We start from the raw sequence: 13,432 nt of genomic DNA, 5'->3' as shown, positions 1-13,432 counted from the left end.
GTGTGCCGTCGGGCCGGCACACCGCGCGTCGCTGCTTCATTTCACTGCCTGCGCAGGCGCACCGCGTAGGCGCCGGCGGCGACGAGCGCCAGCGCACCGGCCCCGAGCAGGATCGGGACGAGCAGGTCGCGCGGTTCGTTCGGCCGGGCGGTCGCGGACGCGGGGGTGTAGCCACCCCCGGCGCCTTCGCGGTCGTAGGCCGAACCCGGCAGCTTGTCGGCGTAGCGGTCACGCAACGCCGTGCGGAAGGCGTCGACGCTCATGGTCGCGCCCTTCGCCGTGCCGGTGACCGAGCCGTCGAGCACCCGCACCGTGCCGCCTTCGACCGCGTACCAGGCGTTCACCTGCGGTTCGTGCAGCAGGTAGCCCTTGCCCGCCTCGGCCGCGAGCCGCTGTTCGACGTCGCCCGAGGCGACGTTGAAGACCGACCAGTCACGGCCCTCGCGCTGGGCCTGCACGGTGGCCGTCGCGCCGTCCCCGGTCCTGGCGGGCACGGCGACGTAGGCGAGTTCGGCAGGTACCGCGGACTTCCCGGTGACGAACTCCGCGGACGGCTCGTAGACCGCGACGGGCTTGGCCGGGTCGGCCATCGCGTTGCGGGCCGCGGTTTCCGCGGCGACTCTGGTGCCGTCAGGGAAGACCGTGGTGGCGAGCCGGTTCGCGGTGTCCTTTCCGGACACGAGGGTGCCGATCGCGGCGAGGTCGGCCGCATTCGGCTGCCCGGCGGGGGATTCCGCGGCGGAAGCGCTTCCCGCACCGAGCACGACGAGCAGCCCGGCACCGGCGACGATCGCCGCACGCAAAAGGTTCCTCATCGTCTCAGCCCTCGATCCCGTACACGGTGTGGGTCCACCGGAATTGGTTGTTCGATTTGTAGGAGCTGTAGTTCATCGAGTTGTAGCGGCTGTTGTTCGGCCACGGGTCGCCGTATTCGACCTTGGTCGCGCCATTGGTGTCGTCGTAGCCGTAGAGCACGTGCATGTGCCCGCCGCCCGAGGTCCAGCCGATCCGTGTGCCGATGGGGTGCTTGGCGTCGATCTGGTTCTTGATGGCGGCGAAGGAAAGGATCTGGCCGTTCGAGTTGTACGTGCCCACGTTCCGGAAACCGAGGTACCGGAAAACGCGCTGCTGGTCGCTGAGATAACCCTGGTTGTTCCGGCAGTCGCTGCCCGACTCGTTGTGCGCGATCTGGCAGAACCGGGTCTGGGTCAGCTTGTGACCCCAGAAGGCGGCGATGGTGTTGCCGCTGGCGTCCCAGCACCACTGGTCCTTTTCCTGCGCCTGCATCGTGATGCGCAGGTCGGTACGGGCGGCCGGCGCCGCGGTACCGGATGCCGGCGACGCGAGCAGGGCGACGACGGACGCGCACGCCGTCGCGAGCCCGCGCAGGGCGAGACTCTTCGTCCTCACGAGGCACACTCCTTTGTCCTTTGTGGACACCCGAGGGTGCTGAGCCCGAAGGGGGTGTCCGAATCGGCGGGGATGGAAGAGGAAGAACTGGACAAAGTTTTCGCGGCGGCCTACGGGGCCGGTACCTACTAACGGATGGTTTCCGGTCCGGGGTGGACACGGCGGCGGATCACGGCGTCCGGCCTGTCGCTGTGGTGGATTCCGGCGGGATGGTTGGCAATCCGTGACGAGTGGGTCACAATGCGCTCCATGTCGCGGCAGGTCGCCCCTACGCCGGATTCCGGCCCTTCCCGGAAAGCGCTGCCGGAAAGCGCCCTGCTGACCGAACTCGACCTCGCGCTCGTCGAGGCGCTGCAGGTGGATCCGCGGGCACCGTGGACCCGGATCGGCACCGCGATCGGTGTCGACGCGACGACCGCGGCGCGCCGCTGGGAGCGGCTCACCTCGGCGGGGCTCGCCTGGCTGACCGCGTACGTCACGGTCCCGACGCTGACCGTCGGGTACCTCGACATCGCGTGCCGCCCGGAAGCGCTTACGCCGCTGACCGAGCGGCTGTGCGGCTGGCAGTGCGTGTTCAACCTCGAACGGACGACCGGGCGCTACCAGCTGTTCCTCGGCGTGTCCGCGCACGGGCTCGCCGGGCTGGACCGGCTGATCGCGCGGCGGGTGGCCGAGCTCGACGGCGTGACCGGGGTGCGTCTCGCCGTCGCCACCCGCGTCTACCGGGAGGGAAGCGGCTGGCTGGTCCACACGCTCACGCCCCAGCAACGGGCGGTACTCGACGACACCGCCGAGCGCGCGCGGCTGGTGGTCCCGGCACGGTGGAACGACACGGATTTCGAAGCGCTGGTGCACGCGCTCGGCGCGGACGGGCGCCGGAGTTTCGCCGAGCTGGCACGGGATTGCGGGATGAGCGAGTCCGCTGTCCGCCGCAGGCTCGCCAGGATGCTCGTCGACCACGAACTGGACTTCCGCTGCGATCTCGCCCACGGCGTCGCGGGCTGGCCGGTCATCGGCGGGTACCGGCTCGACGTGCCGGGTGATCGGCTGGACGAGGTGGGCCGGGTCGTCGCCGCGCTCCCGGAGACGCGGCTGTGCGCGGCGGTGGCGGGCGAGCACAACCTGGTGTTGTCGACCTGGTTCCGTTCGCCGTCGGGCTGTCTGGACTTCGAGGCGACGCTGGCCGCGCGCCTGCCCGGCGTGCGGATCGCCGAACGGAGCATCACCACGAAGATGCCGAAGCGGATGGGCAGGCTGCTCGACGCGAACGGCGTCGCGCGGGGACAGGTGCCGATGACTCCCGCGCCGTGAATCGGCCGTCCCGGTGGCGGGACACCGATGTGCACCGCCGATCCTCCGTCCTTTATGGACTGCCGGGTTCGGCCGCGAGGCCCTCCGGCGCCGGGGTGAGCCGGGCTTCGAGGCCGTCGAGGACCGTGCTCAGGCCGAACTCGAACGACCTGTCCCGTGCGCTGTCCTGGTCCGCCCGTGCCGCGGCCTCGTAGCGTTCCCGCACCCGGGGGAACGGGGCGGCCGCCGCCCGCTGCCTGTCGATCAGCTCGTTGAGGTACTGCTCCTCGTCGACCCCGGCCTGCCGCAGCTTCTCCCGCAGGTGCGTCGTCGTCGCCTCGCCCAGCGCCGTGCCGTACACGAAGGCGAACAGGGCGTTCGTGGCCCAGTCCAGGTGGGCGTCGGCGAACCCGGCCGTCTGGAAGACGGCGAAGGCGTGCTCGGCGTGGCGCGCGGTCATCGGGCCGAAGGCCGGACGGGCGGCGATGACCTGCGGGAGCCATGGATGCCGCAGGATCGTCGCGCGCAGGCCGCGCGCCATCGTGCTCGCCGCGGGCCGCCAGCCCACCCGGGCGGGATCGGGCAGCTCGATCTCGCCGAACGCCGCGTCGGCGGCGAGGGTGGTCAGCTCGTCCTTGCTCCGGACGTACCAGTAGATCGAGGTGGCGCCGGAGCCGATCCGGCCCGCGAGCCGCCGCATGCTCAGCCCGTCCACACCGTCGGCGTCGAGCAGCTCGATCGCGACCCGGACGATCTGCTCGCGGTTCAGCGGGTCGGAGGTCATGCCGGGATCATAGGTCGGCTCCGAGACATGAGGGTGTTTCGGTTTCGAATCGGCCAGGGTTCCCGGGTTGTTCGCCGCCGCACACAAGTGCCACCGGATACCGGGGACACCCCTACCCGGAAACCCCCAGTCGCCCCCTAACAGATGCTTTCCCGATGGGCAAGGGTTCGCTGGGGATCTAGCATTGTCCTCGCGGCGGCGGGAACGCTTCTTCGCTGGTCAGCGGAGTCGCTGTGACCTGCGGGCATGGGGGAGGAGGAAGATCCACCGTGCTGGGAGAACTACCCGTTCGGAGGTTCCTCGGTTAGTTGACGGTTTGGAACAGTGTGCGAGAACGAACGGGACGGGTTCGTGGACAACGGGGGATTGCGAGCGAAGCGTATTCGCCGTGGCCATGAGTTCGGCCGGTGAAGAAACGGTTCTGGGTGGTCGTGCACGGCCGCGGTGTGGCCGGGCACGGGCCGAATCATGTTCGACTGGGGGCTTCAATGAGCGTGACCGACAACGTCCCGGGCCCGGAAACGGCCGGGGCCTTGGAACGGCGGCTGCCCGCGGAGGTGCCGCCGGGCCGGGACGACGACCAGGTGCTGATGACCGGGGTCGGCCTGAGCATTCCGGCCGATCTGAGCTTCGAGGGCTGGGAGCGGGCGGGACGGCAGCTTTCCGGCATCGTCGACTCGTCTTCGTGGTGGCTCGGCGACTGGCTCGTCTACGGCAAGAAGCGCTACACCGACCGGTACCGCCGCGCCATCCGCGCGGCGGGGCTGCAGTATCAGACGCTGCGCAACTACGCCTGGGTGGCGCGCCGGTTCGACCTGGACAGGCGGCGTGCCGGGCTGAGCTTCCAGCACCACGCCGAGGTCGCCTCGCTGCCGGCCGAGGAGCAGGACTTCTGGCTCGACAGGGCCGAAGAGGCGATGTGGACGACCAAGCAGCTGCGGAGCCGTATCCGCGACGAGCGCCTCGAGAGCAGTGGTGAACGGAAGCAGCAGTCCGCCTCGGTGATCCCGCGCATCGAGGTCCCCGACAACCGGCTCGTGTGGTGGCGCCGGGCGGCGGACCTGTCCGGGGTCGAATTCGACAACTGGGTCATGGCGATGCTGGACCGCGCCGCGGAACAGGTGCTCAGCGACGAGGTCAGCGCCGAGACATGGCGTTTTCCGGCGGTGGTGGCGAATCGGCTGACGTGAGGGCAGGGCCCGGACGGCGCCGCCCGCGGTGAGAATTCGCCTGTGCCTGCGGCCCCGGCCATTCCGGTGCGGCTTTCGGCGGATTTCCCGGCGAATTCCTTGACAGTTCGGCGAAGGCCGCCGTGTCCGGCACCGGAAAAGGTCGCGCGTACGGAGCTTTCGATGGTCGCGTCCGTGAGTAGATTTGACGGGGTAGCCATCGAAACGGAGTGGGTATGGACGGGCTCCTTCGTCATGAAGCACGGCTCGCACATCACCAGCGGATCCTCATCGTGCACGACCTGCCCGCCTATCGCCTCGGCCTGGTGTTCGGCCTCAAGGAAGCGGGTTTCGACGTGCACGACGCGGATTCGACCGGTCCGCTCGGCGATTCTTCCTGGCAAGCCTGTTTCCTGCCCGCCTCGGCCGACGACGTGGCCGTACTGACCCGCACGAAGGAACGCTGGCCAGGGCTGCCGATCATCTCCCTGCTGAACGAGCCGACGGTGGCGGGTCACCGCGCAGCGCTGCGGGCGGGGGCGGACGGGCTGGTCGCCCACGACGCGGACATCACCGAGATCGTCGGTGTGCTGCGCGCTGCGCTGCGCGGCGCCACCTGCCTGCCGAGCCGGATCGCCCGCGCACTGGCCGAGCCCGAGGTCGCCGTGCCCGAGGGGCTGGGACTCGATCCGCAGGCGATCGGCTGGCTCGGCGCGCTTTCGCGGGGCGCGTCGGTGGCCGACATCGCCCGCGCCGCGGACTATTCGGAGCGGCAGATGTACCGGCTGATCCAGGACACCTACCGGAAGATCGGGGCGCGGAACCGGAGCGAGGCGATCGTCATCGCGACGCGCTGGGGCGTCATCGGTGCCCCTGCGGCGAAGGGGAGCGGCTGCTGAATTCCGCGCGGGGCGGGTCAGTCGTCGGCGAAACCGTCGAGCCAGTACTCGAAGATCGGCCGCATCGCGACCTCGGCGTCGAGCTGGCACAGGATCGCGGTCGTCCCGCCGGTGGCGCGGACGAGCATGAGATGCCGCGCGGGCAGGTTCAGCGAGCGCCCGGTGTCGAACTCGGGCCGCCGGAGGTCGGTCATCCGGCCCGCCTGCCTGCGCAGCCAGCGGCGGGTGAAGTGGAACGTCTCGCCCTGGACCGGTTCCACCAGCGGCGCGAGGTAGCGCAGCACGTCCGCGGCCTCGATGGTGATCCCGGGCTGGACGAAGTTCTCCTTGCGCAGCAAGGCGAGCAGCTCGTCGGGGCGGCCGTCGACGGCGAGCCGGACGATCCGGCCGAGTGTCCACGGGATGCCGCCGGGCACGCGGCCGACCGCGCCGAAGTCCAGCACGCCGAGGCGCCCGTCGCCGAGCAGCAGGTAGTTCCCGGGGTGCGGGTCCACGTGCAGCCGTTCGACGCGATCGGCCGAGGAGTAGTGGAACTCCGCCAGCAGCGCGGCGAACCGGTCCCGGACCTCCTTGCCGCCCGAGGCGATGACCTCGGCGAGCGGGGTGCCGGTGACCCATTCGCCGACCAGGACCTTCGGCGCGCTGGCGAGTATTCCTGGCACGAAGATCCGCGGATCGTCGCGGAAGGCGGCGGCGAAGGCGCGCTGGTGTCCTGCCTCGGCGTGGTAGTCGAGTTCCTCGGTCATCCGCTCGGTCAGCTCGGCGAGCAACGGCCGGACCGCCATGCCGGGGACCAGTGGCTGGAGCAGCCTGCTGAACCGGCGCAGCTGGTTCAGATCGGCGAGCAGCGCCTCGGCCGCGCCGCGGTACTGGACCTTGACCGCGACTTCGCGCCCGTCGTGCCACACCGCCCGGTGGACCTGCCCGATGCTGGCCGCGGCCGCGGGCCGGTCGTCGAAGTCGCGGAACCGCCGCCGCCAGCTCGAACCGAGCTGCTCGGTGAGGATCGCGTGGACCGAGCTCGCCGGCATCGGCGGCGCCGCCGACTGAAGTCTCGTCAGCGCTTCGCGGTAGGGCTCGGCGAGTTCGTCCGGCACGGCGGCCTCGAACACGCTGAGCGCCTGCCCGACCTTCATCGCGCCGCCCTTGAGCTGCCCGAGCACCTCGAACAGCTGCTCGGCCGTGCGCTCGGCCAGTTCGGCCTGGACACCTTCGGCGTCGGCGCCGAGGAGCCGCCGTCCCCAGCCGCCGACCATGCGTCCCGCCACCCCGAGCGGGAGGCTCGCGAGCTTGGCGGTGCGACGCGCGCCTCGATGCGGGATGTCGGCCATCGGACGATGGTGACACGGGGTGTGCCTACTTGTCAGTAGGTAGTGGGTGCGGAGGCTGCTGACCAGCTCCTACTCTCGCGGCGCGGGTAGTCCGAACACGGGCACGGTCACCGAGACCGGCTCCGCCGGGCGCCCGCCGGTTGTCTGCGTGACGTCGGTGTGGCCGCCTCCGGTCAGCGCGCGCTGGTACGTCACGGTGAGGAGGGCGAAGCCGCCCGTCGAGGTGACCGTGATCCGGCCGCCGCCGACCCGCGCCGTGCCCGCGGAGGCGGGACGCAGTTCCGCGTGTACGCCGTTGAGCGGATTGGCCAGGTCGAATGCCGCGCCGTCGCGCGCCAGGACCGACACGGTGGTGCTCGCCCGCTGCCCGGCGGGGACGACCAGCAGCGGGTCCGCCGCCCGGATCCGGAACGGCGCGATCCCCGAGGGGAGCGGCCGGTCCTCGGTGGTGCCGTCGATCGCCAGTCCGGCCCGCGCCGGATCGAGCCGCAGCCGTGCCGTGTAGAGCCGTCGATCGTCCACTGTGGATGGACGGCCGTGGTGGACGTAGTAGAGCTCGCGACCGTCCGGCGAAGCCATGACGCTGCCGTGTCCGGTGGAATACAGGCCCTGTGCCGGATTCTGGGTGAGCACCGGGTTCGCCGGGCTCTTGCGCCACGGTCCGAGCGGGCTGTCGGACACCGCGTAACCGACGCCGTAGTACTGGTTCTCGTAGTTGTTCGCCGAGTACGTCAGGTAGTAGACGGCCTTCCGGTCCCGGCCGGTCCCGGTGTAGGTCTTGATCGTGGTCGAGCCCTCGGCCCATCGACGGTCCTTTTTGGACCCGCCGGACTTCGCGTAGTCGTCGACGTGCGCGTTCTCCCAGTGCTGTTTGTCCGCCGCGTACGAAAGGATCGGGGTGAAGCCGTCCTTGCGGGTGCCCGGCGGGTCCGCGGGGGAGCGGTTGGTGTCGCGATAGGACGGACTGATCGCGGGCATGGTGGTGCCGCTCGGATCGTCCCACCAGCCGCGGGTCAGCTCGACCGCGTAGATGTTCGACTCCTCGACGTATTTGCCGAGATCGGTGTCCCAGACCCAGTTCCGGTACGCGTTGCGGGAGAAATAGAGATAGATCCGGCCGTCGTCGTCGAAGAACACGTCCGGGTCGATGAACGGGATATAGGTGCCGAGCGGCGCTGTCCGGCCTTCTTCGAGAGTGGCGGGCGGTTTCTTCTGCGTCGCGTCCATGATCAGGTTCACGTCGTGATACGCCGGGTCGAACGGGAAATAGTCGATCGGCCGCGCGGCGATGTTCGTGAAAGGACCGCCCGGTGAGCGGGAAACCGCCACCCCGATCTTCGACGGCTCCTCGAAATCGGCGTACTTGAAGTGCTCCGCGACGTGCGTGTTCATCCGGCCCGCGTAGAAGAGGTAGTACAGCCCGGTTTTCTCGTTGTGGTAGACCTCCGGCGCCCAGTACCAGTCGTGTGCCCAGTTGCCGGGATCGTCGGCGCGCAGGGCTCCGCCGGGCAGGTGTTCCCAGGTGGCCAGGTCCGGCGAGCGGTAGACGCCGAAGTGGTAACCGGGGTCCGCGCCCTCGGTCGAGTAGGCGTAGTAGTAGCCGGTCGCCAGGTCGTAGCGGACGTACGGGTCGGCTCCCGGTGTCTTCGCGTCGTTGAAGAACGTGGCGTTCGTGCGCGTCGTCCCGCCGGGCGCGGCCGACACCGGCGGCGTCCCGGCGAGCAGTGCCACGAGCACGGACAGCACGAGCAGGATCCGCCGTCTGGTCATCACGCCTCCCCGCGAACCGGCTGGATGGCTATCCGACGTTAGCCCCTCATGTCTTCATCGGGAAACCATTCCGGTGTGCGCATCGCCGGTCCGGCGAGCCAGGTGATCGTCGCCTGGGCCATCGTGGCGCCCAGCTCGCCCGCGAGGACCGCCAACGGTGCGAGCAGCTGCCACTCCGGCCCCGGCACAGTGCGGGCGCTCAATGGTGACCGGCCTGTGCGGGGATGACGAATTCCACGGTCTTGCTGTCCATGACCTTGTGCGTCGGATCGGCCAGCCCGACCCAGACCTTGTGGGGGCCCGGCGGCAGCGCCTGGATGATGAGGGGCTCGCCGCTGCCGTCCGCCCAGTGCCACGGCGCGTCGTCGACCGTGACGTGGATGTGGCCGATCCGCGGCGAGACGTCGAGCGCGCCGGGTCCGTAGACCGGCACGATCCGCAGGTTCTCCGCGCGGTAGCGGAGCACGACCAGGCCCATGGCCAGCTGGTCGGGCAGTGGCGCGTCGACGACCAGCGACGGAGGCGGTTGCGTGGGCAGCGGAACGACCGGCGCGGGTGACCAGCCACTCGCGGCGACCGGGGCCGGTGTGGCGGCAACCGGGGATGACGGCGCTGGTGGGGGCGTACTCGCCGAGCAGGCGGCGGTGAGCGCGGCGATGACCGCGACGGCGGCTACGCGCACTGTCCTGTGGTGGTTTGACACGCGGCCAAGGTAAGTCCGTGATGAAGGCCTCGGCGCCCGTCGGATGACGCCGACGTTGTACGTCATGGTGGGTATCGTCGTGATCAGTACGCACAAGAGGGGGCACGATGCCGCTGTTCGGACGGGACGCCGAGCTGAAGATGCTGGCCGAGTTCGTCGGCGGACCGGCCGAACACGCCGGCGTCCTCCTGCACGGGGAGGCGGGGAGCGGGAAGTCCGCGCTCGTGGCCGAAGCGGTTTCCGCGGCGTCGGTGGCGGGCCTGCGCGTGCTGACGGCGACCGGCGCGGAGGCCGAGCGGAACCTGGCCTACGCCGGGCTGCACCAGCTGCTGTACCCGCTCCGGGCCGGGCTGGACGCGCTCCCGGCGCCGCAACGAGACGCGTTGCGGGCAGCGCTCGGCCTAGCCGAGGGTGACGAACCCAGTGCGTACCTCGTCGGCCTGGCGGCACTGACCCTGCTGGCCGACGCGGCCGCCGACCGCCCGCTGCTGGTTGTCGCCGAGGACGTGCACTGGCTCGATAGCGCGAGCGCGGACGTCCTGGCGTTCGTCGCCCGCCGGATCGACTCCGAGCCGATCATCCTGATCGCGACCCTGCGGGACCAGGAGCCCTCCCCACTACGGGACGCCGGGCTGACGCCGATGCCTGTCGACCGGCTCCCGGCCGAGGCCGCCGCCGAGATCTTGGACACGGTCGCCCCCGGCCTCGCTTCGACGGTCCGGGCGCGCGTGCTCGAAGTGGCGGCGGGCAATCCGTTGGCGCTGACCGAACTGCCGTCGGCGGAGTTCGACGGGGCCGATCCGGTGCTGCCGTTGAGTGATCGTCTTGAGCGTGCCTTCACCGCGCGGGTCGCGGACCTGGCGGCGCCCGCTCGGACCGCGCTGCTGGTCGCGGCACTCAACCCCAGTGATTCCCTCGCCGAAACCCTCGCGGCCACCGGCCGGATCCTCGGCTCGTCGCCCGAGCCGGAGATCCTGGCCCCGGCCGCCGCGGCCGGGCTGGTCGAGCTGGGGTCCGGCACGGTGACCTTCCGGCATCCCCTGATGCGCTCGGCCATTCCCGCGGCCGCCGACCTCGCCGAGCGACGGCGGGCTCACCTGGCGCTCGCCGAAACCCTGGCAGGGCACCAGGATCGGCAGGCGTGGCACCGGGCCGCCGCGACGACCGGAGCCGACGAGACCGTGGCGGAGGAGCTGGAACGCACCGCCGACAGGGCACACCACCGGGGCGGCGCGGCGGCCGCCATCGCGGCGTTGGAACAGGCCGCGCGGTTGAGCGAAGCGCCGGACGCGCGGGCGAGCCGCTTGCTGCGTGCCGCCGAGCTGGCGGTCGACTCCGGAAGCCGGGGCACCGCCGAGCGACTGGTGCGCGACGCGCGGACGGCGGAGCTTTCGCCGCGGCAGCGGGCCACCGCGAGCTGGCTGCTCAGCGGATTCGAGGACGGCGTCCGCGAAGACGTCTCGCGGGTGTCGGAACTGGCGGAGCTGGCCGGGTCGGTCGCCGCGGAGGGGCAGGACGGCGCCGCGGGACGGATCCTGTGGGGCGCCGCGATGCGCTGCTTCTGGGCCGAACCCGGGGCGGACACCCGGCGTGCGCTGCTGGCGATCGCGGACCGGATCCTGGTCCGGAAGGACGATCCGCGCGCGGTCGCCGTCGCCGCCTACGTCGCGCCGTTCGAGCGCGGCGACGTCGTACTGGCGGGATTGCGCGAGCTCGCCGGGGCACCCGGTGACGATCCGGAACGCGACCGGTATCTGGGCAGTGCCGCGTTGCAGGTCGGCGCTTTCGACCTGGCGGCGCGGTTTTCGGAGACCGCGGCGCCCGGTCTGCGAGCACAGGGACGGCTCGGCCTGCTCGCCAGGGCACTGGCCGTCCAGGCGTGGAGCCGGACCCGGCTGGGCGACCTGGCCACCGCCGTACCGGTCGCGGCGGAGGCCGCCCGGTTCGCCGGGGAGACCGGGCAGCCGTTCATGTACGGGTTTGCCACGGCCGTCCAGGCAGAGATCGCCGCGCTCAGGGGCGACCACAAACAGGCGAAGACGCTGGCGGACGAGGCGGAACGGGCCGGGCTCGTCGCGGGCGCCCGGCCGGTCCTGGCCACCGTCCAGCTCGCGCGTGGGCTCTCGGCGCTGGGCGAGGGCCGCTTCGACGACGCGTTCGCCGACCTGAGCCGGATCCTCGATCCGGCGGATCCCGCCTACCAGTTGGCCTTGCGCGCGTACTTCGTCGCGGAACTCACCGAGGCTGCTGTACGAGCCGGACGGACCGACGCTCTGCGAGACATCCTGCGCGATCTCGAGCCCTTGGCGGCGTCGACGTCGTCACCGGCTTTGCACATCGGGCTGCGTTACGCGCGTGCCGTGCTCGCCTCGGGTGACGACGTCGAGGAGCTGTTCCTGACCGCGTTGCGGGCGGACCTGCACGGGTGGCCCGCCGAACGCGGGCGCGTGCACCTGGCCTTCGGCGAGTGGCTGCGGCGGCAGCGCCGGGTGGTGGAGTCCCGGACACATCTGCGCACGGCACGGGAGACGTTCGACGCGCTCGGCATGACGGCCTGGGCCGAGCGGGCCCGGCGGGAACTGCGCAGCGCGGGGGAGTCCAGCCCGAACCGGGGACCGGACGCGCGGGAGAAGCTGACTCCGCACGAGCTGAGCATCGCGCAGCTCGCCGCCGAGGGGCTGACGAACCGGGAGATCGGGCAGCGGCTCTACCTCTCGCACCGGACGGTCGGCACGCATCTGCACCGGATCTTCCCCAAGCTCGGCGTCAGCTCGCGCGCGGATCTCGCGACGGCGCTCGCAGCACTCGGGGACTGACTTACCCCGGCTGCGTCATCCGACGGTCGCGAAGGCCCGCGACGGCTGCCTAACGTCGCCGTCGTTCCCGAAGGCTTTCGCACAGGAGTCCAGATGATCAGCAGGCGACGGTTCACGCAGGTGTTCGCGGCGGGGGTGGCGGCGACGTCGCTGGCCGCGTGCTCGTCGAACGCTCCGGCCGCTGCTCCGCCCGCCGCGCCGGATCTTCGTGCCGGGTCGGGTGAGCACACCGCGCTCGGCCCGATCAAGTGGATCGACGCCGGGGACGTCACCATGGCCTACGCCGAGTTCGGCCCGGCCACCGGGCAGCCGGTGCTCCTGCTGCACGGCTGGCCCTACGACGGGCACAGCTACGTCGACGTTGCGCCGCTGCTGGCTGCGGAAGGGTACCGGGTGCTCGTCCCGTTCCTTCGCGGGTACGGTGCGACGACGTTCCGGTCCGCACAGACCGTCCGCAATGGACAGCAGTCGGCGGTGGCCGCCGACGTCGTCGCGTTCATGGACGCGCTCAAGATCGACAAGGCGATTCTCGGCGGATTCGACTGGGGTGCGCGGACGGCCGACGTCATCGCGGTGCTGTGGCCGCAGCGGTGCAAGGCGATCGTCGCGGTGAGCGGGTACATCATCACGAACCTCGAAGCGACCCAGCGGCCGCTCGCCCCGGCGGCGGAGCTGGGCTGGTGGTACCAGTACTACTTCGCGACCGAACGCGGGCGCGCGGGCTACCGGGCGAACCGGCACGACTTCAACAAGCTGATCTGGAAGAACGCTTCCCCGTTGTGGACGTTCGACGACGCCACCTACGACCGCAGCGCGGCGGCCTTCGACAACCCCGACCACGTCGAGATCGTCGTCCACAACTACCGCTGGCGGTTGAGCCTCGCGCCCGGCGAGCCGCGATTCGACGAGTACGAACGGAAACTCGCCACCGCGCCGCCGATTTCCGTGCCGTCGATCACGATCGGCAGCGACTTCGACGGCGCGGCGAAGGACGGGAAGTCCTATCGGGACAAATACGTCGGCAAGTACGCCCACCGGATCCTCGACGGGATCGGGCACAACGTGCCGCAGGAGGCGCCGCGGCCCTTCGCCAAGGCGATCATCGACGCCGATCGTCTCTGAGTCCGGTTCTCGGTCCGTGAATGGCGTCCCTGGGTGCGCCGCCCGACGTGGGGGAGGCAGCGGAGCGCCCCCGTGCCTGCCCCCCCCGGGCGGGTGGGGGCCCCCCACACCCCCCACCCCCCCCCCCCCCCCCCCCCC

Annotated in this window: 12 protein-coding genes; 5 read left to right on the top strand and 7 right to left on the bottom strand. The window is 71.0% G+C overall.

The window, feature by feature from the left end:
• Positions 1-41 precede the first annotated feature (41 nt).
• Both ACFWY9_RS20265 and ACFWY9_RS20260 read right to left on the bottom strand, forming a co-directional pair.
• Positions 42-815: a hypothetical protein gene (locus tag ACFWY9_RS20265; protein ID WP_378339547.1), complete on the bottom strand. Its 774-nt coding sequence runs from the start codon at positions 813-815 to the stop codon at positions 42-44.
• 4 nt (positions 816-819) lie between these two features.
• The gene (locus ACFWY9_RS20260) at positions 820-1,389 is read right to left on the bottom strand and encodes a papain-like cysteine protease family protein (RefSeq protein WP_378329295.1); all 570 of its coding nucleotides are present in this window, start codon (positions 1,387-1,389) and stop codon (positions 820-822) included.
• 270 nt (positions 1,390-1,659) lie between these two features.
• Between ACFWY9_RS20260 and ACFWY9_RS20255 the strand changes: the two genes are divergently transcribed.
• Positions 1,660-2,721, top strand: a complete 1,062-nt coding sequence (locus ACFWY9_RS20255; protein ID WP_378329293.1) for an Lrp/AsnC family transcriptional regulator — start codon at positions 1,660-1,662, stop codon at positions 2,719-2,721.
• Between the two features lie 52 nt (positions 2,722-2,773).
• Here ACFWY9_RS20255 and ACFWY9_RS20250 read toward each other — a convergent pair whose 3' ends face one another.
• Complete coding sequence (locus ACFWY9_RS20250; RefSeq protein WP_378339546.1) at positions 2,774-3,484, bottom strand: TetR/AcrR family transcriptional regulator; 711 nt, start codon at positions 3,482-3,484, stop codon at positions 2,774-2,776.
• A 488-nt stretch (positions 3,485-3,972) separates the two neighbouring features.
• Here ACFWY9_RS20250 and ACFWY9_RS20245 point away from each other — a divergent pair, with 488 nt between their 5' ends.
• On the top strand, positions 3,973-4,674 hold the full coding sequence (locus tag ACFWY9_RS20245; RefSeq protein WP_378329291.1) for an LmbU family transcriptional regulator: 702 nt from the start codon (positions 3,973-3,975) through the stop codon (positions 4,672-4,674).
• Positions 4,675-4,889: 215 nt separating this feature from the next.
• Positions 4,890-5,552 carry a hypothetical protein gene (locus ACFWY9_RS20240; RefSeq protein ID WP_378329290.1) on the top strand — a complete coding sequence of 221 codons (663 nt, stop codon included), beginning with the start codon at positions 4,890-4,892 and terminating at the stop codon, positions 5,550-5,552.
• A gap of 17 nt (positions 5,553-5,569) precedes the next feature.
• Here the strand turns inward: ACFWY9_RS20240 and ACFWY9_RS20235 are convergent, their stop codons facing one another.
• From ACFWY9_RS20235 to ACFWY9_RS20220, 4 genes are all read right to left on the bottom strand, one after another.
• Complete coding sequence (locus tag ACFWY9_RS20235; protein ID WP_378329289.1) at positions 5,570-6,883, bottom strand: ABC1 kinase family protein; 1,314 nt, start codon at positions 6,881-6,883, stop codon at positions 5,570-5,572.
• Between the two features lie 69 nt (positions 6,884-6,952).
• Positions 6,953-8,653: a glycoside hydrolase family 43 protein gene (locus ACFWY9_RS20230; protein ID WP_378339545.1), complete on the bottom strand. Its 1,701-nt coding sequence runs from the start codon at positions 8,651-8,653 to the stop codon at positions 6,953-6,955.
• Between the two features lie 38 nt (positions 8,654-8,691).
• Positions 8,692-8,856 (bottom strand): hypothetical protein, encoded by a 165-nt coding sequence (locus tag ACFWY9_RS20225; RefSeq protein ID WP_378339544.1) that lies wholly within the window; start codon positions 8,854-8,856, stop codon positions 8,692-8,694.
• On the bottom strand, positions 8,853-9,356 hold the full coding sequence (locus ACFWY9_RS20220) for a DUF6130 family protein (RefSeq protein WP_378329286.1): 504 nt from the start codon (positions 9,354-9,356) through the stop codon (positions 8,853-8,855). The genes ACFWY9_RS20225 and ACFWY9_RS20220 overlap by 4 nt, the downstream gene beginning before the upstream one ends.
• A 107-nt stretch (positions 9,357-9,463) precedes the next feature.
• On the opposite strand from ACFWY9_RS20220, the gene ACFWY9_RS20215 reads away from it, so the two are divergent.
• Positions 9,464-12,172, top strand: coding sequence for an ATP-binding protein (locus tag ACFWY9_RS20215; RefSeq protein WP_378339543.1), 2,709 nt, complete (start codon positions 9,464-9,466; stop codon positions 12,170-12,172).
• 93 nt (positions 12,173-12,265) lie between these two features.
• A complete protein-coding gene (locus ACFWY9_RS20210; protein WP_378339541.1) occupies positions 12,266-13,294 on the top strand; it encodes an alpha/beta fold hydrolase in 1,029 nt (342 codons plus the stop codon).
• Positions 13,295-13,432: the final 138 nt, after the last annotated feature.

Source organism: Amycolatopsis sp. NPDC059027, from assembly GCF_042739735.1.
Classification (GTDB): domain Bacteria; phylum Actinomycetota; class Actinomycetes; order Mycobacteriales; family Pseudonocardiaceae; genus Amycolatopsis.
The sequence above is the reverse complement of the archived record's forward strand: the minus strand, read 5'-3'. Positions and strand labels throughout refer to the sequence as shown.